At 69.9% G+C, this 18,355-nt stretch carries 12 protein-coding genes; 5 read left to right on the top strand and 7 right to left on the bottom strand.

All coding sequences use genetic code 11. From position 1 onward, the window contains the following. Nucleotides 1–201 precede the first annotated feature (201 nt). The 5 genes from AC5DRG_RS40920 to AC5DRG_RS40900 all read left to right on the top strand — a co-directional run bounded on the left by AC5DRG_RS40920 (nt 202) and on the right by AC5DRG_RS40900 (nt 6,645). Nucleotides 202–2,340, top strand: coding sequence for an autotransporter (locus AC5DRG_RS40920; RefSeq protein ID WP_491804910.1), 2,139 nt, complete (start codon nt 202–204; stop codon nt 2,338–2,340). Between the two features lie 102 nt (nt 2,341–2,442). Further along, nucleotides 2,443–3,372, top strand: a complete 930-nt coding sequence (gene mmuM, locus AC5DRG_RS40915) for a homocysteine S-methyltransferase (protein ID WP_491804909.1) — start codon at nt 2,443–2,445, stop codon at nt 3,370–3,372. Between the two features lie 182 nt (nt 3,373–3,554). Then, on the top strand, nt 3,555–3,851 hold the full coding sequence (locus AC5DRG_RS40910; RefSeq protein WP_491804908.1) for a hypothetical protein: 297 nt from the start codon (nt 3,555–3,557) through the stop codon (nt 3,849–3,851). Beyond that, nucleotides 3,848–5,413: an amidase gene (locus AC5DRG_RS40905; protein WP_491804907.1), complete on the top strand. Its 1,566-nt coding sequence runs from the start codon at nt 3,848–3,850 to the stop codon at nt 5,411–5,413. The genes AC5DRG_RS40910 and AC5DRG_RS40905 overlap by 4 nt, the downstream gene beginning before the upstream one ends. Nucleotides 5,414–5,586: 173 nt before the next feature. Continuing rightward, nucleotides 5,587–6,645, top strand: a complete 1,059-nt coding sequence (locus AC5DRG_RS40900; RefSeq protein ID WP_491804906.1) for a LacI family DNA-binding transcriptional regulator — start codon at nt 5,587–5,589, stop codon at nt 6,643–6,645. Between the two features lie 13 nt (nt 6,646–6,658). Here the strand turns inward: AC5DRG_RS40900 and AC5DRG_RS40895 are convergent, their stop codons facing one another. From AC5DRG_RS40895 to AC5DRG_RS40865, 7 genes are all read right to left on the bottom strand, one after another. Beyond that, nucleotides 6,659–8,242 (bottom strand): carboxylesterase/lipase family protein, encoded by a 1,584-nt coding sequence (locus AC5DRG_RS40895; RefSeq protein ID WP_491804905.1) that lies wholly within the window; start codon nt 8,240–8,242, stop codon nt 6,659–6,661. A 102-nt stretch (nt 8,243–8,344) separates the two neighbouring features. Then, the gene (locus AC5DRG_RS40890) at nt 8,345–9,613 is read right to left on the bottom strand and encodes an alginate lyase family protein (RefSeq protein ID WP_491804904.1); all 1,269 of its coding nucleotides are present in this window, start codon (nt 9,611–9,613) and stop codon (nt 8,345–8,347) included. Nucleotides 9,614–9,657: 44 nt separating this feature from the next. Further along, the gene (locus AC5DRG_RS40885) at nt 9,658–12,984 is read right to left on the bottom strand and encodes an alginate lyase family protein (RefSeq protein ID WP_491804903.1); all 3,327 of its coding nucleotides are present in this window, start codon (nt 12,982–12,984) and stop codon (nt 9,658–9,660) included. Continuing rightward, nucleotides 12,981–14,510, bottom strand: coding sequence for a glycosyl hydrolase family 28 protein (locus AC5DRG_RS40880; RefSeq protein ID WP_491804902.1), 1,530 nt, complete (start codon nt 14,508–14,510; stop codon nt 12,981–12,983). Before AC5DRG_RS40880 ends, AC5DRG_RS40885 begins: the two co-directional genes overlap by 4 nt. Before the next feature lie 34 nt (nt 14,511–14,544). After that, nucleotides 14,545–15,363, bottom strand: coding sequence for a carbohydrate ABC transporter permease (locus AC5DRG_RS40875; protein WP_491813289.1), 819 nt, complete (start codon nt 15,361–15,363; stop codon nt 14,545–14,547). Between the two features lie 86 nt (nt 15,364–15,449). After that, entirely contained in the window at nt 15,450–16,448 is a 999-nt protein-coding gene (locus tag AC5DRG_RS40870; protein ID WP_491804901.1) for a carbohydrate ABC transporter permease, read from the bottom strand. Next, nucleotides 16,445–17,794: an extracellular solute-binding protein gene (locus tag AC5DRG_RS40865; protein WP_491804900.1), complete on the bottom strand. Its 1,350-nt coding sequence runs from the start codon at nt 17,792–17,794 to the stop codon at nt 16,445–16,447. Before AC5DRG_RS40865 ends, AC5DRG_RS40870 begins: the two co-directional genes overlap by 4 nt. Nucleotides 17,795–18,355: the final 561 nt, after the last annotated feature.

Genomic DNA, 18,355 nt, shown 5'->3' with positions numbered 1-18,355 from the left:
TGCCTCTCGGGGAGTGGGGTGCGAGAAAGGAGGGGGATGCGAGACGTTGTTCGGTATTTCGTTCGCTATTTGACATAACGAACGCCGAAAAGGTACGGGCGTGTTACGAGGAGGTCAACGGGTCGCGTGCGACAAAGACTTGCGACAAAGACGATCGCCGAGTTTCTGTTATCGGCCGCCGTCCGGCCCGTCTCCGATCACGTGCACAGCCATCCCCACAAGACAGCAGCGGCCGCGGGCGCCCTCGCGGCGATCGCCGCCCTCATCGCCACCGCTCCGCCAGTGGCAGCCGCCGGCTCCCGGGACGTCACCGCCGACGTGCTCGCGGACCGGGACGTGACGCTCACCGGCGACACCGTGGTCACCGTGCCGTCCGGGACGACGACGTACGACGGCGTTTTCCGTGGCGAGGGAACGCTCACCGTGCGCGGGAGCGGGACGCTGGTCCTGACGAAGGACAGCGACTTCACGCTGCCGAAGTCCCGGCAGGGGCAGAAGGTGTCGATACCGGGCGGGAATCACCCGTACGTCACCACGGCCAACCCCGACCCGCCCGCGATCACGGTCGAGCGCGGGGCGACCCTGCAGTACGGCAACGGTGGGACGGCCGGCCTGATCGGTCACTTCCCTTACAACACACCGGCGTTCGCGCTCAACCAGGACAACATCCGGGTCGACGGCACCCTGCGGCTCTCCCTGAAGAGCGCTTACAACCTGGGCACGATCAGCGGCTCCGGCCTGATCACCCAGCCTCGCTTCCTCTGGGGTACCTGGGACCTGTCCGGCACCCACGCCTTCTCCGGGGTGATCGACAACGGTACGCAGGTGAACGCCGGTCGGCCGGAGTTCGCGACCTCGCTGCCGAATGTGCGCAAGGTCCTCAATCAGGGCACCTGGACCGTGGACACCCCGCTGGGCCAGACCGTCACCCAGCGCATGGACTTCTACCAGCGCGAGTACGGCAGCGACATCAACGTCCAGTCGCGGCCGGGCAGCAAGGTCATCCTGACGGGGCAGTACAGCTGGTCGAACCAGGGCGGCGACACCAACCCGTCGCTCAGCGACCCCGCCCTGAACTGGACGCCCGCGACCAAGAACGTCAACAAGCGCGGCACCAACATCAAGGGCGCCAACGTCCAGTGGGGCGACGGCACCACCAGCAAGATCTTCATGCCGGGGACCGCCGAAACCGTTTACATCAACCTGCTGGCCGCCCGCTCCCGTTCCCTCCTCACCTTCGACTACAACGGTCCGGTGACCCTGGGCGCGCCGATCGGCGGCGGCAGGTTCCACGACACCCTGGCCGCGCCCGGCGCCGGGGACATCGTCATCAAGGGGACGCCCGGCAACGACGTCACCTTCGCGGCCGTCCAGTACTACAACGGTTCGACGACCGTCGAGAAGGGCGCGGTACTGCGCCTGGGCAGCGGCAAGTCCGGCGGGGACGGCGGGCTGTACACGAAGGGCGACCTCTACAAGGTCGTCGACAACGGTTCCCTGGTGGTGCGCAACACGAGCAAGGCGCTCACCCTGTCCCGGATCAGCGGCAGCGGGTCGCTCACCCAGGCGGGCGCCGCGACGACGACACTGACGGGCAGCGGGGTGACGTACACGGGCACGACGACGGTCGCGAAGGGCACGCTGGCCCTACGGTCTGGGGCAACTCTCGCCCGTAGCAAGGCGATTCGGCTCACGTCGACGGGGGCTCGGCTGGACGTTGGCACCGCCGGGCTGCGCGTGACGACCGCCCTCTCCGGCAAGGGAACGGTGAAGGGCTCGGTGACCAACGACGGCGTCGTCGCGGGCGGCGTCACGGTGACCGGCGGCTACACGCAGAGCAAGAAGGGCGAACTGGTGCTGCGTAGCAAGCCGTTGAAGGCCGCGGGCACGGTTCGGCTGGCCGGCGGCCTCGATCTGTCCGCCGCCGGGAAGCCGGTGACCGATCCGGCGAGCAAGATCACCGTCCTCGACCACACAGGTCCCGGCCGTACGACCGGCACCTTCACGGGTCTGAAGGAGGGCACCGAGGTCAAGCTTTCCGACACCGTTTACCGGATCAGCTACAAGGGCGGCGACGGCAACGACGTCGTCCTCACCGCCGCGACCGTGAGCCCATCGGCCACGGCAGCCGCCAAGGCGTCGACCGGGACCGCGGCGGCGGACACCGCGCCGAGCGCGAGCGCCACCGCGAGTGACAGTTTCGGCTGGTGGCCGTACGCGCTGGGGCTCGGGCTGCTGGGCGGACTGATGGTTCCGGCGACACGGCGCACGCGCAGGGGCGGCGGGGGCAAGGGCCGGGGCGGGCGGCGTGGGGGTGGGCGGCATGCCGCGCAGGGATGAGCAGGGGGGGTGCGATCCCGCCCCATATCCCACATGCCGGGCAATCCGTTCATCCACTGGACACATAGAGCCGTCACCCGCCCCTTCGACTAGCGTCATGACATGACCAGCGACACCTTCCCCTCCCTCGCGCAGGCCCTCGCCGCCGGCACCGTCGTGCTCGACGGCGGTATGTCCAACCAGCTGGAGTCGGCCGGGCACGACCTGAGTGACGAGCTGTGGTCGGCGCGGCTGCTTGCCGAGCGGCCCGAGGCCATCACCGAGGCGCACCTCGCCTACTTCGAGGCGGGCGCGAACGTGGCGATCACCTCCAGCTACCAGGCCACCTTCGACGGCTTCGCCGAGCGCGGGATCAGCCACGACCGCGCCGCCGAGCTGCTCACGCTCAGCGTGGAGCTGGCCCGCGAGGCGGCGCGGCAGGCCCAGGCCCAGGGCGTCACGGCCCCGCTGTGGGTGGCAGCGTCCGTCGGCCCCTACGGGGCGATGCTCGCGGACGGCTCCGAGTACCGGGGACGGTACGGGCTGAGCGTGGCCGAGCTGGAGCGTTTCCACCGGCCCCGCCTTGAGGTACTGGCCGCCGCCGGGCCCGATGCGCTGGCCCTGGAAACGGTTCCGGACGCCGACGAGGCGACGGCGCTGCTGCGGGCGGTGCGCGGGCTCGGGGTCCCGGCCTGGCTGTCGTACACCGTCGACGGGGATCGCACCCGCGCCGGGCAGCCGTTGGAGGAGGCGTTCGCCCTGGCCGCCGACGCGGACGAGGTGATCGCGGTCGGCGTGAACTGCTGCGCCCCCGAGGATGTGGACGGTGCCGTCGCGACGGCGGCGCGCGTGACCGGCAAGCCCGTCGTCGTCTACCCGAACAGCGGCGAAGCCTGGGACGCCGAGGCCCGTGCCTGGAACGGCAGTTCCAGCTTCGCGGCCGAGCAGGTGCGGGGCTGGGAGGAGGCCGGGGCGCAGCTCATCGGCGGGTGCTGCCGGGTGGGGCCGGAGGCGATCGCGTCGATCGCGCGGACGCTGAGCGCGGCACGGTAACTCCCTGGTGCGGTAACTCCTGTTCGGCAGATCCCGTCTGGCAGTTCCCCTTCGGCAACTCCCGTTCTGCAACTCCGGTGCAGTAACCGAGTGCAGTAACTCCCGTGAAGCACGGGCTCAATGAGGGCTTCATCGACCGGTGATGAAGTCCTTGTACCCGTCCGCCGATCATGGAGGCTGTCGTGTCCGAGCCGCTCACGCAGGACCAGTTGGACGCATATGTGAGGACCCGGCTGGCGCTGGCCGGCTTCGATCTCTCCCTGCTGCCGGAAGCGGCGGACCCCGACACCGGGGTGCCCACGCAGGCCCAAGTCCTTGCGTCGCTGCGATCGTTCGTGGCGGCCACGCCCGGGGCGATATCCGGCTGGGCCGCGCCCGCCACCGGCCCGGAGTACGCCCAGCAGGCCTCGCCGCCGCTGCTGTATCCGTCGATCACCGAGGCGTGGACCGGGAAGACGGAGAAGGCGGCCGAACGATGAGCAGAGCCCTCAACCGGCGTGTGTTTCTGGCGAGTTCGGTGGCCGTTGCGAGCGGAGTGGCGCTCCAGGCGGCGAGTCCCGCTCGGGCGAGTGACACAGGGGCGGGCACGGCCGTAGGCGTCCCCGACGTCGACGTACGACAGGCCGCCCGGCTGGACCCCACCGAGGCCACTCTCGCCGAGGCCGCCACGCTCATGCGGCGCGGGAAGCTCAAGGCGACGGAGCTGACCGAGGCGTACCTGGAGCGCATCGAGCGTTACGACTCCACCTACCAGGCCTATGCGGAGGTCGTCGGGGAAACAGCCCTGATAGCGGCGCGCAGCGCTGACCGTGGCTCGGGAGGTCCCCTACGGGGCATCCCCCTCTGCATCAAGGACAACTACTTCACACGCGGGGTGCCGACCCGCTGCAACTCGTACATCTTCGAGGACTTCGTGCCGGACGAGGACGCCACGGCCGTGGCGCGGCTGACGGCGGCGGGCGGGATCGTCATCGGCAAGGGCCAGATGGGGCCGCTGGCCACCACCAGGGCCACGAAGCCGAACGGCACGGTGACCACGGTCAACGCCTGGACGCCCGGCGACCCGTCCGTCGACCCCGGCGGTTCCTCGACGGGCCCCGCCTGCGCGGTGGCGGGCCGTATGGCCTCCTCGTCGATCGGGACGCAGACCGGCGGCTCCATCGTGCTGCCGTCCAACCAGCAGAACCTCACCGGTCTGAAGCCGACGATGGGCCGGGTGTCGATCCACGGCGTCATCCCGCTCTCCTTCACCCGCGACCACTCGGGCCCCCTAGCCCGGGACGCCATGGACGCGGCGATCATGATGCAGGTCATGGCCGGACCCGACCCCAAGGACCCGCGCACGCTCGGGCTGCCGGCCGTGCCGGATCTCGTCCGGGCCGCCACGCCCGTCGTATCCCGCACGGGCGCCGTCCGGATGCGGCGGGCGACGAGGATCGGGGTGCCGGCCGATTTCCTGTCCGCGCAGAAGGAGTTGCGTAACGCCTTTCTTGCCCGGCTGGACGCGATCCCGGGCGCGACGCTCGTCGAAATCGTTTACCCGGACGACTGGACGCTGCTCACCGGCACGTTCAACGCGGCCCGGCTCGCCGAGCGCACCGAGCCGTTCCGGTACTGGCTGCGCAGCGATCCGACCAAGTTCGGGGTGTCGCTGCTGAGCTGGCTGCAGGGTCTGATGCTCTCGGGCGACGAGTGGATCACGGCGCAGCGCGCCAAGAACCATCTGCTGCGGGAGGTCCTCGACGGCGTGATGAGCGGCTGCGACGTTCTGCTCCAGACCGGGCCCGTGCCCTTCGACATCCTCGGCCTGCCCGAGATCGGCTTCCCGATCGGTTTCGGCGCCGACGGTGTGCCGGTCGGTGCGATCCTCGGCGGTCACCCGTACGAGGAGGACCGGCTGCTGGAGGTCGCGGCGGCCTACCAGGCCGTCACCGACTGGCACACGCGGCGGCCTGCCGACCCGGCTACGGCCGCGAGCCTGCGGGCGGCCGTCGCGCGTCCCCGGCTCTCGGCGGAGGAGGCGGCCGAGGCGTCGGCGTAACGCCACGCGCGCGTGCCCGGACGTCGGCGTGTCCGGACGCCCGCGCCCCCGGAGCCAACAGGCTCGAAGTCGACGTATCCCAGCCCCTCGTCCCCGCACCTCCCCGCTGCTAGCCTCCGCTGCGGGAACCGGTTGCCGCCGTGTTCCCGCAGTTGGCGAGGGCGGGGCAGACGATGACCAGGAAGAACCATGACGCGGGCGGCACCACCATCCGGGACGTGGCCGCCCGCGCGGGCGTCTCCGCGTCGACCGTGTCACGGGTGCTCGGCGGGGTGTACCCGGTGAGCTCGGCGACCCGCGCGCGCGTGTTGCGGGCCGTCCGTGAGCTGGACTACGTCGCCGACGCGCGCGCCAAGGCGATCGCGGGCACCGGGACGCCCGCGCTGGCGTTCGTCCTGGAGGACATCACCGGGCCGTCCTTCGCGCACATGGCGCACGGCGTGGAACGCGAGGCGGCCCGGCTCGGCCATCTCTGCCTGGTGTGCAGCACCGACGGCGATGTCCGGCACGAGCTGGACTTCATCGAGATGATGCGCGCCCAGCGCGCCGCCGCCGTGATCCTGGTCGGCGGCGCCGCCGACACCCCCGAGTACCGTGAACGCACCCGCCGTATCGCCGACTCGCTCGCCTCGGCCGGCTCCCGGCTCGTCCTGTGCGGCCGCCCGCCGCTCGGCCCGGGCGCGCCGGTCACGGTCATCGAGTACGACAACGAGGGCGGCGCCTACGCCCTGGTCGCCCACGTCCTGTCCAAGGGCCACCGCCGCGTCCTGTTCCTCGGCGGCAAACCGGACCACACCACCGCGCAGGGCCGTGAACGCGGTTACCTGGCCGCCCACCGCGCCCGCGCCCTGGACCCCGACCCGGCGCTCCTCCTCCACGGCGACTTCACCCGCGACTCGGGCCACCGCCTGATGCACCTCGCGCTGAAGGCGGGCCTGGATTTCACGGCCGTGGTCGCCGCCACCGACATGGTCGCGGCGGGCGCCCTCACAGCCCTCCACGAGGCGGGCCTGAAGGTCCCGGACGACATCTCGCTGGCCGGTTACGACGACATTCCCTTCGCCCGCGACCTCCACCCCGCCCTGACGACGGTCCACGTCCCCTACGAGGAGCTGGGCCGCCTGGCCGTCCGTACGGCCCTGGGCCGCACCTCCGGCACCCCCGACGAGCACCTGCTGCTGGGGACGCATGTGGTGGTGCGGGACTCGGTGAGGGCGGTGGCGGATGCGTGACGCGCGAGCCGGGTCAGTGCCGGCGGACGTCGCCTGAGCGGCGCAGCCTCCGTACGACGGCCCGGAGTTCCGTACTGCGCGTGGGACGGTCGGGAACGGGGACCGATTCCGGCAGGGACTCCCGGGCGGTGCCATCCGCGTCCCACAGGGCCAGCTCACGGTCGCGTGGCCCGTACACCGTGTGCGGGGCGCCGTCGCCGAAAACGTTTACCGGGTGCGAGGCGTCCCAGCGCTGCCAGCCGGGGTCGCCGTCGACGGCGAAGCGTACCCAGGCCCCGTGCATGGCGTCGGCCAGGTCTTTCGGGGCGTCCGGGCCGGCCAGCTTGGCAGCCCCGGGGGTGTCGCCGGTGTCGAAGACGAAGCCGAGTTCGAGGGCGTGGCAGGAGCCGAGGTCGGGGATGTTCGAGGGCCAGGCGAACTCGTAGACGTATGTCGCTCCGGGGTGGGCGTCGGCCAGGCGGTGCAGTGGGACGCGGAGCAGGTGGTCGGTGACGAGCTGGCCGACGATTTCGGCGGTGCCGGCCTCGGGGTGGAGGAGGCGGTAGCCGCGCGGGACCTCGACGCCGCAGCGGCAGCGGGCCATGGCGCCGGCCAGTGCGACCGGCCCGAGCCGGTCCACCCGCTCCAGGAGCCCGCCGGGCACCAGCCACAGCCTGTACTCGTCCCGGGTCCAGCCGGTGAGGAGGTCGACGCCCGGGGGCATCCCGCCTTCGACCAGCGCCTCAAGCGGGTCGCGCGGGACGAGGTCGCCGTCGATGACGATGCCGAAGGACGGCCCGCCGAGGACCGGGCTGCTCAGCCGTCCGACCTCCGCCTGGGCACGCAGCAGCCGCTCGCGGTCGACGGCGGCGAAGGCCTCGGCGGTGGCCGGGACCTTCAGCCGGGCCGCCATCCGGCGCACCATCCGCCGTACCTTGTCCCGGTCGAACGCCTCCGGAGGTCCGCTCTGCAGCACCGCCCTCCGGAACAGGCCCCGAGCCCGAGGGGCGGCGAGGAGAGCGCCGATACTGATCGCCCCGGCCGACTGTCCGAAAACGGTTACCCGGTCGGGGTCGCCGCCGAAGGCCCCGATCGACTCGTGCACCCACTCCAGTGCGGCGAGCTGGTCGCGCAGCCCGGGATTGGCGGGCGCGTCCGGAAAGAGGCCGTAACCCTCAACTCCCAGGCGGTAGTTGACCGAGACGAGGACGACACCGTCGCGGGCGAAGGCCTGTCCTTCGTACACGGGCACCGCCGACGAACCACGGGTCAGGGCGCCGCCGTGCAACCACACCATGACCGGGAGCCGGGCCCCTGGGCCCGGCTCCGGTGTCCACACATTGAGATTGAGGCAGTCGTCTCCCGAGATGGCGGGGTCGGACAGCAGTCGGGCGAAGGATTCCGAGTACGACGGTTTCGGCGGCGTCGGCCCGAAGGCGCCCGCGTCCCGCACCCCGTCCCAGGGCTCGGGGGGCTCGGGCGGCCTGAACCGTCGGGGGCCGAAGGGCGGGGCCGCGTACGGGACACCGCGGAAGACGGCGATCCCCTGCTCGTACCTGCCCCGGACGGCCCCGTACGGCGTGCCGACAACGGGGTCCGGGTCCTGGTCTGCCGTCATGCGCACCAGCTCCTCGCCGCACTCGTGCACCCTGCATGAACCAGAGCACCACATCACCTCCCGGTATTCCTGCGCACGGCGCGGCTGGGGGGAACTTCGCCGCTATTTGGCGTACATCAGGGTGCCGAAACCGGTCTGGTCGTAGCCGCCGCTGGTGGAGCCGTAGTCACCGCCGCCGCCCTCGGGGCGGACGGACTCGGCCATGGCCTGGATGTACGGCACATCCAGGCCGCGGCGGCGGCCGTAGTGGTACCAGAGGATGTCCCACACGGGGCGGAGCTGGCCGCGGCTGGCGGAGGAGATCGCCGTGTGGGACTGCTGGGCGCAGCTCTGGCCGGTCCCCCAGGTGTAGGTCGTGAAGGGGACGTCGTAGCCGAGGTTGTACTTGGCGACGTACTGGGCGGCCTTCATGAACCGGCTGTCGTCGTAGCCGTACAGGTCGTCGCCCTGGGACCAGGCCATCTCGCAGAAGGCGCCCAGCTGGCCCATGCCCATGACGGTGTGGCCCTGGTCGCGGCCGGACTCCTGCCACTGGCCGAGGGCGTAGCCGTCGTCGTCGGTGTAGAGGTACGGGACGGCGTGGGTGATGGAACCGTTTCCCGCGCCGGTCTTGAAGTAGTTCACGGCCTGGTCGTACTTGGCGCCGTCGTCGCACAGGATCCCGATCGCGAGGATCGAGTTCATGTTGCACAGGTCCCAGTTGGCCCAGTAGTTGGTGATGCAGGCGTCGTTGTGGCCGGTCAGGAACTGGTTGTTGAGCGGGTAGAAGACGTTGAGCATCATCTCCTGGAACGCTGCGAGGTCGAAACCGCTGTAGCCGCGCATGAGTTCGGCGGCGTTGGCGAACTGGTAGCCGTAGATACCGGCGGCCAGGAAACGGTCGGCGTTGCCGGTCAGGGTGGTGAGGGTGGACGACCAGGCGTTGAGGATGGCGACGGCCTTGTCCCCGTTGGCGCTTGTGCCCGCGACCTTCCAGCGCAGGGCGTTCTGGTAGGCGGCGTGGATGTCGTTGTAGAGGATGCCGTAGTTCTCGCCCGTGCCGCCGCGGATGATCGTGGCCTGCGGGTTGGGCGTCCAGGTCGATGCCGAGTGGGAGTTGGCGGTCAGCCGGTTCCAGCCGGACAGCCAGGGGTCGGTGCCGGCCGCGACCCGCACCTTGGCGCGGTTGAGTTCACCGTAGGCGTGCAGCATGCCCGGGTGGGTGAAGGTCGCGGGGGCGGCGTCGGCCGTGGTCGCGGAGGCGACCGAGGCACCGACGGCGAGGGCGGCGGTGAGACCGCCTGCGGCCTTCAGCAGACCGCGGCGGCTCATCTCGCCTTGTGGGAGGGGGGTGTGGGGGTGCTCGGTGCGGGGGTGTTCGCGGCGGCTCATCGCGTGAACTCTCCAATCCGGTGGGGGGATTGCGTTGGAGGGTGCTAGGTGAGCGTGATGCTCACCTCTTCGAACTGCGTGGTGCAGCGGGTCAGGGGGCTGCGGGAGCAGACCACGAGGCCCACGTAGTAGGGGGCGTCACCGAACAGGGGGACCGATCCCTCGGCGAGGGCGGTCCAGGTGACGCCGTCATCGGTGGAGACGGCGGCGGCGAAGGCGGTCCCGGCGCGCTTCAGCCGCAGCAGCAAGGGGAGTTGGACGGTCGCGGTGCCGGAGAAGGCGGAGGCTCCGGCGACGGTGGTGCGCAGCATGAGCTGTGCGCTGGTGCCGCCTGTGACGATCACCCCGGCCGCCTGGTCGAACGGCGACAGGGACTTGGCCATCAGCAGTCCGACCCGGTCGGCGGTGGCGCCGGTACGGGAGACCAGCCGGGCGGTGACCTCGCAGTCGCCGGTGACGGGCTGCCGTACGAACTGCCCGGTCATTCCCTGGCCGTTGACGTTGAGATCGGTGCCGGCGCCCCGGACGGTGAAGGTCCCTCCGTCGTACGAGGTGCTGCCGGGGGCGCGGATCGCCGCGACGCCCAGGGTCCCGAAGGGGCGCTCGTCGAGGACCACGTCTCCGAGGTCGCCGTACGTCCAGGGGTCGGGCGGGGGTGTGCCCACGGTCAGTGTGAGGGTTCCCGTCGCGTCGCCGGCGGCGTTGCCCGCGGTGGTGGTGACGGTGAACTCGCCCGTCCCGGTGGGGGTTCCGGAGACGAGGCCGGTGCGTTTGTCGACGCGGAGGCCGTCGGGCAGACCGTCGGCGGTGAACCGTACGGGTTGGTGCGAGGCGCGCAGCGGATACCGGAAGGGGACGCCTTGGTTGGCGAACTCCGCTGTGGAGGAGGTGAGTTCAGGCACGGAAGGGGTCGACATCTGTGCGGCCGTCGACTCCGACAGCGGGCCTCGGCCGCCACAGCCCGTCTTCGCGACGACGTAGTGGTACGTCGTGCCGGGCGCGCCGGTGGCATCGGCGTACCGGACGCGGGTGCCGAAGCCGACCGGGCCGATTCCGGTCGCGATCGTCTCGTACGGGCCGTCGGCCCCCGTGGAGCGCAGCACCTTGTAGCGGGCCGAGAGGTCGGGGTCGGTCCAGGCCAGTTCGACGGCGTCGGCGCCGGTCCGCGCGCGCAGGCCAGTGGCGGTGCGCGTGGGGCGGGGTGTCTCCCAGACGGTGCCGGCGGACGAGACCACGCTGACGTTGTCGAAGGCGCCGGTGCCGGTCTCGGCGTACTCCTCGTCGACGCCGAGGCAGGAGGTGAGGAGGAGACCCGCGTAGGCGGTCCGCCCCAACTCGACCTCGGTGGAGCCGACTTCGGTCCAGCGGATGCCGTCCGGGGAGATCGCCCCGGTGCAGCGCCTGCCCTTGCGGGTCACCCGGACCCAGTAGGGCGCGCGCAGCCGGTAGCCGTCGCCCGCACCCTCGACGTACGGCGCCTCCAGCGGGGTCGCCGACTCCGGGAGGGTGCCGAGGTCGGAGATCGGGAAGGAGGCGGACGTGGTGATGGCCTGCTGCTGGGAGGGCGGCACGGGTGTGCTGCCGGTGGCGGAGACGGCCGCCCCGGTCGTCGGCCGTACGGTCCACACCCCGCTCCAGGTGTGCAGCGGCAGCCCCTGGATCAGCATCGAGGCGTGCGCGGCGTCCGCGTCGAGGGAGGCGCCGACGGTGACGCCGATCTTGGAGTACTGCGAGCTGAGCGGCCACACGATCCGTGCCGTGACCGTGCCGTCGCCGCGCAGGGGGAGGTGGGCGAGGCGGTGGGTGTCGGCGGTGCCGCTCGCCTCCAGGACGAAGCGTTCGCCGTCGAAGGCGGCCGAGCCGGGGATCCTCACGTCCCCGATGTCCTGCGTCCGCCAGGGACCGGGGAGCCCGGCGGTGGCCACTGCCGGGCTTGAACCACCGCTCTCTCCTTGGGTGTTGGAGGCGGTGACCGTGTAGTGGTACGTGCGGCCCGGGCTGACGTCACGGTCGGTGTACGTGGGTGAGTCGACGCCGGTCGCGAGCGTCTCGTACGGACCATCGGGGCTGGTGGCCCGTTGCAGCGTGTAGGCGGTGGCCCAGGTGGAGGGCAGCCAGGTCACGGTGACGGCGTCGTCGTAACCGGTTGCGGTGACGCCGGTGGGAGGCGTGGGAACTGTCGGCGCGGGGGCCGTCGTACCGGCGTAGGTGAAGGTGCCCCAGCTGGGCAGGTCGTCGTTGCTGCCCTCGACGAGGCGGGTGCCGCCCGTACCGCGGAAGACGGCCGCCTTGGTGTAGGGGGCATCGAGGCCCCGGACGCCCGCGTAGTGCGCGTACGCCATCTCGTAGATCGGGGGCAGGGTGCCACGGACCTTCTCGGAGACGGTCGTCTTGATGTACTTGCCGGTGCGGTCGAGGTCGGCGGTGAAGGGGACGTCGCCGCCGAGGTTGTAGCGGGCCGAGTACTCGAAGTTGGCGAGGATGCGGTGGTCGTCGTAACCCCAGAGGTCGACGCCCTGGTTCCAGGCGACCTGCGCGGCGTCGGCGAGCAGGCCGGCCGCGAGCTGTTCGTGGGCCTGGTCGCGGCCGCTCTCCTGGCCCTGGCCCGCGTCGGTGACGATGCGGTGGCGGAGCCTGCCGTTGCCGGCGCCGGCCGCGGCGAAGCGGAGCGCGTCCTCGAAGAGGGTGCGGTTCTCGCAGAACACGCCGATGGCCAGGATGGTTTGAAGGGCCGTCAGGTCCCAGTTGCCGTTGGCGTAGAGCATGTAGCCGGAGACGGCCGGATACCAGACGCCGAGGAAGGACTCCTCGCAGCGCGCGATGTCCGCGTCCGACCAGCCCGCGTAACCGGTGTGGCGCAGCAGCTCGGCCGCGTTGACGAACTTGAAGCCCTGGAGGCCGGCGCCGAGTGGACCGTCGGCACCGGTGATCGTCGTGAGCGAGGCCGACCAGGCGTTGAGGATGTCGCGGGCCTTGTCCGCGTAAGCGGTGTCGCCGGTCACGCACCACATGAGGGCGTTCTGGTAGGCGGCGGCGGAGTCGGCGACGGCCTGGTTCGCGTAGTTGGTCGGGCCGCGGCCCCAGGAGGAGATCTGGCCGGTGTTCTGGACGGTGTACGTCGACTTGGAACGGGCGTGGGCCGCGAACGCGAGGTAACCGTCGTAGACCGGCGCTTCCTTGGCGGCGACCGCCGCCTTCATCCGGGCGAGGTCGGCGGCGCTGTGCAGCAACCCCGGGTGGGCGAAGGCCTGTTGGGTGCCTGTCGCCGCCCGCGCCGGGCCGGGCACGAGCAGTCCGCTCGCACCCGACGCAAGCAGCAGGGCCGCGGTGCCGCCGAGGAAACCCCGGCGACTCGGAGCTTGGGTCGTCATGACGCGGCGGCCGCCTCGGCTTCGGCGGTGGTGAGGAACTTGAGGTTCGTGACGTGCTCGTTGGCGTGCCACTGCACCACGTCGGTGGTCTTGTACCAGCGGGGCTTCTTCATCGAGTCGGCGATGACCGTGCCGTTGATGACGAGGTTCTCGAAGGTGACGTTCTTGATGCCGTGGTCGGCGTCGTAGCCGAGGAAGAGGCAGTTGTTGGAGTGGGTACCGGTGTAGGTGAGGTTCTTGATGTAGACGTCCTCGATACCCCGGCCGACCGAGGTGTTGTACGACGTGTTGTACGCGATCCGCATATGGATCAACTGGCCCCAGCGGAAGTCCTCGACGCGGATGTCCTCGGCGTGCACGTTCTTGATGAGGTTGGAGTCGCCGGGGTTGAGGGCGATGCAGCCCTGGTAGTTCATCTGCGGCTCGCGGTGGTCGCAGATGTCGATGTTCTTGAAGACCAGGTTCTCGATCACCTCGGGGCTGTCGGTGTTGCCGTGTGTGCCGACGTTGATCGGGTGCGCGACATCGGCCCAGAGGGTGGAGTTCTGGACGGTGACGTTTCTGCAGTCGCCGTAGTAGTTCCAGCGGTGGCCGTAGATGGCGATGCAGTCGTCGGAGTTGCGCATGAAGACGCCGTCGATGACGACGTCTTCGCTGCAGAAGACGTCGATGCCGTCGCCCCAGCCCTTGGAGCTGAACGAGCGCAGCCCCTTGATGTGCACGTTCTGGCTGTTGCCGAGTTGGGTCGCGTATCCGTTCGGGTTGAGCATGGTGACGTCGTTGATCCGGATGTTCTTGCTGTTCTCGACGAAACAGCCGCCGCCCTTCGAGGAGTTGATGAACCCGTGGCCGGTCAGGCGCGCGTTCTCCACCCCCTGGAAGAGCACCGTCGCGTTCAGGACCGCACCGCCGGCCAGATAAACGGTCTTGCCGCTCGGCACGGTCAGCGTGCCGTCCGCCGTGGTGTGCACACCGGGGCCGAAGTAGAGGACGTCGGGGTCGTCGGCGGAGCACGGGTTGTGGTCGACACGATTGGTGAACACGTGCAGGCAGTCGAAGACCTCGTCGTTGATCTGGACGACCAGGTCGCGCGGCTCGTCGAGCGTGAACACCAGGGTGTCACCGCCCAGTTCGGGCTTGATGCCGTACGAGTCCGGTCTCACCCGGGCCTTCGTGGTGCCGCCCTTGAGGTAGGTGACCTCGATCTCGACGGAGCCCTGGAAGTCGAAGTACACCAGCGAGGAGTTCAGGACCTTGCCGGACCCGGTGGTGGCGTTGATCTCCTCCAGCTGGGGCCGCCAGATGTCGAGGGTCTGCCAGTCGCCCTCGGGGACCCGGACCCGCACCTTGAAGCTGGTGTTGGTCGGCATGGCCGCCGGGCGGGGGTAAGTGACCAGCTGGGGCGCGGCGTTGACGTCCGCGTCCTCGGCCCGGGCCGCCGTGGCCGTCAGGTTGGTGAGGCCGGCTGCGAGCGCGGCGGCACCGGCCGCCTGGAGGACCGTACGGCGTGACAGGGGCGTGTTCATCTCAGAACTCCTTGCAACAGGTCAGTGGAATGGGCTACTTGAGTCCGGACGTCGACATCCCGGCCACGAAGCCACGCTGGGCGACCAGGAAGATCAGCAGGATCGGCACGACGTACATCACGGAGGCCGCGGCCTGGAGGTTGGCCAGCGGTGTTCCGGCGTCCGTGACGTAGTTGGACATGACGGCGACGGCGAGGGTGGAGCGCTCGTTGGACAGCAGGAGTTGCGGGGCGATGTAGTCGCCCCAGGTCCAGGTGAAGGCGATGACGAAACTCGCGGACAGGACGGGCCACGACTGCGGGAGGAAGATGCGCCAGAAGATCGTCGTGTAGCCGCAGCCGTCGACGATCGCGGCCTCCTCCAGCTCGCGGGGCAGGCCGGCGAAGAACTGCCGGAAGAGGAAGACCAGATAGGGCGCGGCGGCCAGGCCCCACAGGACCCACGGCCAGTAGGTGTCGACCATGCCGAGCTTGGCGAAGATCAGATAGGTCGGGAGGAGGGTGATCATCTGGGGCAGCATCATCGAGCCGATGAGGATGCCGAACAGCGTTTTCTTCCCGGGTGCGTCGAGGCGGGCGAAGCCGAAGCCGACCCAGGCCGAGCTGAGGGTGACGAGGGTGGCGTAGACGAAGGCGATGATCAGGGAGTTGCGGGCGTAGCCGAGGAAGTCGGTAAGCTGGTAGGCGTCGCTGAAGTTGCGCCACTGGACGTGCTCGGGCAGCCAGTGGACGGGCGAGGCGGCCAGTTCGGCCGGGGTCTTCAGCCCGGTGAGGACGAGCCAGCCGAAGGGGCCGACAAACAGCCCGGTAACGGCTACGAGAACGGTGTAGAGGATGAGGCGGTTGACGCGCACCCGCGTTCGGGGCGCGCCGCCGGCGGACCGGCTGGTCGCGGACGGAGTGGCCTCGGACGGGCCGGTCGCGGTCAGGCTGGTGGCGGTCACTTCTTCGCCTCCGGGTCGACGTTGTAGAACACCACGCCGGACGTGAACTTGAAGATGAGTCCGGTCGCGACGAGGATCAGGACGAAGAGCACCCACAGCAGTGCGGAGGCGTAGCCGTAGCGGCCGAGCGCGAAGTACTGCGCGAACACGTGCATCATGTAGAGGTAGTTGGACTGCGGCAGCGCGGTGACGCCGGCCGTGGTGCCGTCCGGGGACAGCAGCAGCGGCATGATGGTCTGCACCGAGGCGATCACTCCGGTCACCGTCTGGAAGAGCAGCACCGGTGAGAGCAGCGGCACCGTGATGCTGCGGAAGGTGCGCCAGGCGCTCGCTCCGTCGAGGCGGGCCGCCTCGTGGAGTTCGCGGGGTACGTCCTGGAGCCCGGCCAGCGAGATGATCATGATGTTTCCGGCGGCCCACAGCACGGTCATCAGCAGCACGTACCGCGCATAGGGGTCGGCGAGCCAGCCCAGGGCGTCGATGCCGAAGATGTTCAACACCCCGTTCGCGGCACCGGAGTTCTGGTCGAAGAGCGACTTGAAGGCGATACCGGCGCCCACCGGGGGCACCACGGCCGGCAGATAGAGCAGGGTGCGGAACAGCCCGCGTGCCCTGATCGGCCGGTTGATCAGGACCGCGAGTCCGAGCCCGGCGATGATCGACAGCGGCACCGAGGTCACCGCGAACAGGCCCGTGCGGCCCAGGGCGTTCCAGGTCGTCCCGTCGGCGAACAACTCCCGGTAGTTGCCGAGGCCGACGTAGTGCCAGTGGGGCGAGATGCCGTCGAACGTGGTGAAGCTCAGCCACAGCGCGTACGCCATCGGGACGACCGTCAGCAGCAGGAACCCGATGATCCAGGGCGAGACGAACAGGTAGAACGCCCGGTGCCTGCGCCCGGTCATGGAGACGCCCGGCCGATCGGCGCCCCGCGCCCGGTCGGCCTGCGTGGTCGAACCGGACCGGCCCGCGGCCGAGGTGATCTGATCGACCGTCATCCCACTTGCTCCTTACCGCGCTTGAGCTGGTCGTTCATGGCCGAGTTCAGCCGCCTGGCGAGGGTGTCGACGGACATCCCGCCGTTCATCGCGGCCGGGGCGATCTGGTTGAAGAGGGCGAAGAGCGAGTCCGCCGTCGCGTAGGGGGTGAAGGCGATCACCGAGAAGTGCTTCAGCTCGGCTTCCTGCACCTTCAACACCCGCTTCTGGTAGTCCTCCTGAGCGGGCATCAGTGAGCGCAGGGACTTGAGGGTGGGGATCCCCCAACCGCCGGAGGCGCGTTCCTTGGCGGGTCCCTCGCCGAAGAACCACTCGAAGACCCGCCAAGCGGCGTCCTTGTTCCGGGCCTTGCTCGGCATCCACAGGCCGGTGCCGGCCTGACAGGGGCTGACTCGCGCGCCGCCCTCGAAGACCGGGGCGGGGGCGAGGCGGGACAGTGGTGCGATCTTCTTGTCGGTGTTGATCATGCCGCCGAGCCAGTAGCCCGAGTTGGACATGGCCATCCGGTTCGCCAAGTAGGTGGGACCGTCCCAGGCGTTGGGGTCGGGCTGGATGATGCTGGGCCCGACCTTGGTCCGGGCGTAGTCGATGTACCAGCCCAGCGCCTTGCGGGCCGCGGGGGCGGTGAAGTCGACGCGGGAGAAGTCGTCGCTGAAGATACTCCCGCCCGCGGCCACCGCCAGGCTCGCCAGGAGGTTGGGGGTGAGCACGCCGTTGTAACTGCCGCCGAAGACCGTCGTCTGACCGTTCTTGCGCTGAGTGAGCCGCTTGGCGTCCTCCAGCCACTCCTCATAGGTGACCGGATCGGTCTCCGGCGGGTAGTCGACGCCCGCCTTGTCGAAGAGAGCGGTGTTGTACCAGAACATGGAGTCCTGGGAGAAGTCCTTCGCCATGCCGTAGCGCGGGCCCTTGCCCTGGGTTCGGCCGTCGTAGCGCCACAGGTCGTTGACGGGATCCAGGTCGTCGAGCTTGAGGACACCGCTCTTCGCGAAGTAGGGGTCCAGGTTCTCCATCACGTCCCGCGCCGCGAAGTACGGCGCGTCCACGGCACCGAGACCACGCACCAGATCGGGCGGGGCGCCATTGGTCATCATGCCGATCAGCTTGGTGATGTCGTACCTGACCGTGGCGATCTTGACGCCGATTTCCTTCTGGGCCTGCTTGATCTGATCGGCGGTGAGGTCGCCCGGCTTGACCATCACCGTGACGGTCTCACCGGCACCGCTGACCGCACTGGACACCTGGAGAGCGCAACCACTCAGCCCCACCGCACCGGCCGCCGCACCCCCTCCCGACAGGGCGAGAAATCGGCGGCGGCTCACGGGCGCACCGGCATGGGTGTGCATGAACGCACCACCTCCTGCTTGACGTTGAATCTTGGAAACCGGTTGCTACACGACGGGGCAGAGCTTCTTCCGCCACGGAAACGGCGTCAAGACTCATGACGAATTTTCGAAAGTCTGCGAGGGGCCGGCGGCTCGGGAGGGGGGCGTGACGAGCGGCCCGGACAAGGTGGCGGCGCGCGAGGAAGCGCTATGAAGCGCCAGGTCAGAGCCTTGTGTTGACGGGCCAAGAGCTTGGGCGGCGATGAGCCGGCAGGCCTGGCTGACCTGTCCCGGCCCTCGCGACCATCACCACGGGCAAGCTGGTGGGGACGGCTCGACAGGGGCCAAGGGGAGGCTTGATCGCGGTCTGGATGAGAGCTTGAGCGAGAAACCGGTTGCCGATAACCCCGGCGCCGGAGCGGTCACCGACGACCGCCCACGGCAGTAACCGGCTACCGGCCCCCCAGCCCCTCCCCCGACATGAGCTCTCGGCGAGCCCTCCCCTCCCCACCGATTGACCCACCCTTCAGGCCGGACCTACGGTAGAAGACGCTTTCTGAAACCGCTTTCTCAACCGTTTCA

It is taken from the genome of Streptomyces sp. JLBG701 (assembly GCF_058544905.1).
Note: the sequence above shows the minus strand (reverse complement) of the source record. Positions and strands in the feature narration are given on the sequence as shown.

Coding starts and splice junctions, on each gene's coding strand:
- AC5DRG_RS40905 (WP_491804907.1), top strand. CDS start 3,848: ATGAGCAGAGCCCTCAACCGGCGTGTGTTTCTGGCGAGTTCGGTGGCC.
- AC5DRG_RS40865 (WP_491804900.1), bottom strand. CDS start 17,794: ATGCACACCCATGCCGGTGCGCCCGTGAGCCGCCGCCGATTTCTCGCC.
- AC5DRG_RS40870 (WP_491804901.1), bottom strand. CDS start 16,448: ATGACGGTCGATCAGATCACCTCGGCCGCGGGCCGGTCCGGTTCGACC.
- mmuM (WP_491804909.1), top strand. CDS start 2,443: ATGACCAGCGACACCTTCCCCTCCCTCGCGCAGGCCCTCGCCGCCGGC.
- AC5DRG_RS40885 (WP_491804903.1), bottom strand. CDS start 12,984: ATGACGACCCAAGCTCCGAGTCGCCGGGGTTTCCTCGGCGGCACCGCG.
- AC5DRG_RS40895 (WP_491804905.1), bottom strand. CDS start 8,242: ATGACGGCAGACCAGGACCCGGACCCCGTTGTCGGCACGCCGTACGGG.
- AC5DRG_RS40900 (WP_491804906.1), top strand. CDS start 5,587: ATGACCAGGAAGAACCATGACGCGGGCGGCACCACCATCCGGGACGTG.
- AC5DRG_RS40880 (WP_491804902.1), bottom strand. CDS start 14,510: ATGAACACGCCCCTGTCACGCCGTACGGTCCTCCAGGCGGCCGGTGCC.
- AC5DRG_RS40890 (WP_491804904.1), bottom strand. CDS start 9,613: ATGAGCCGCCGCGAACACCCCCGCACCGAGCACCCCCACACCCCCCTC.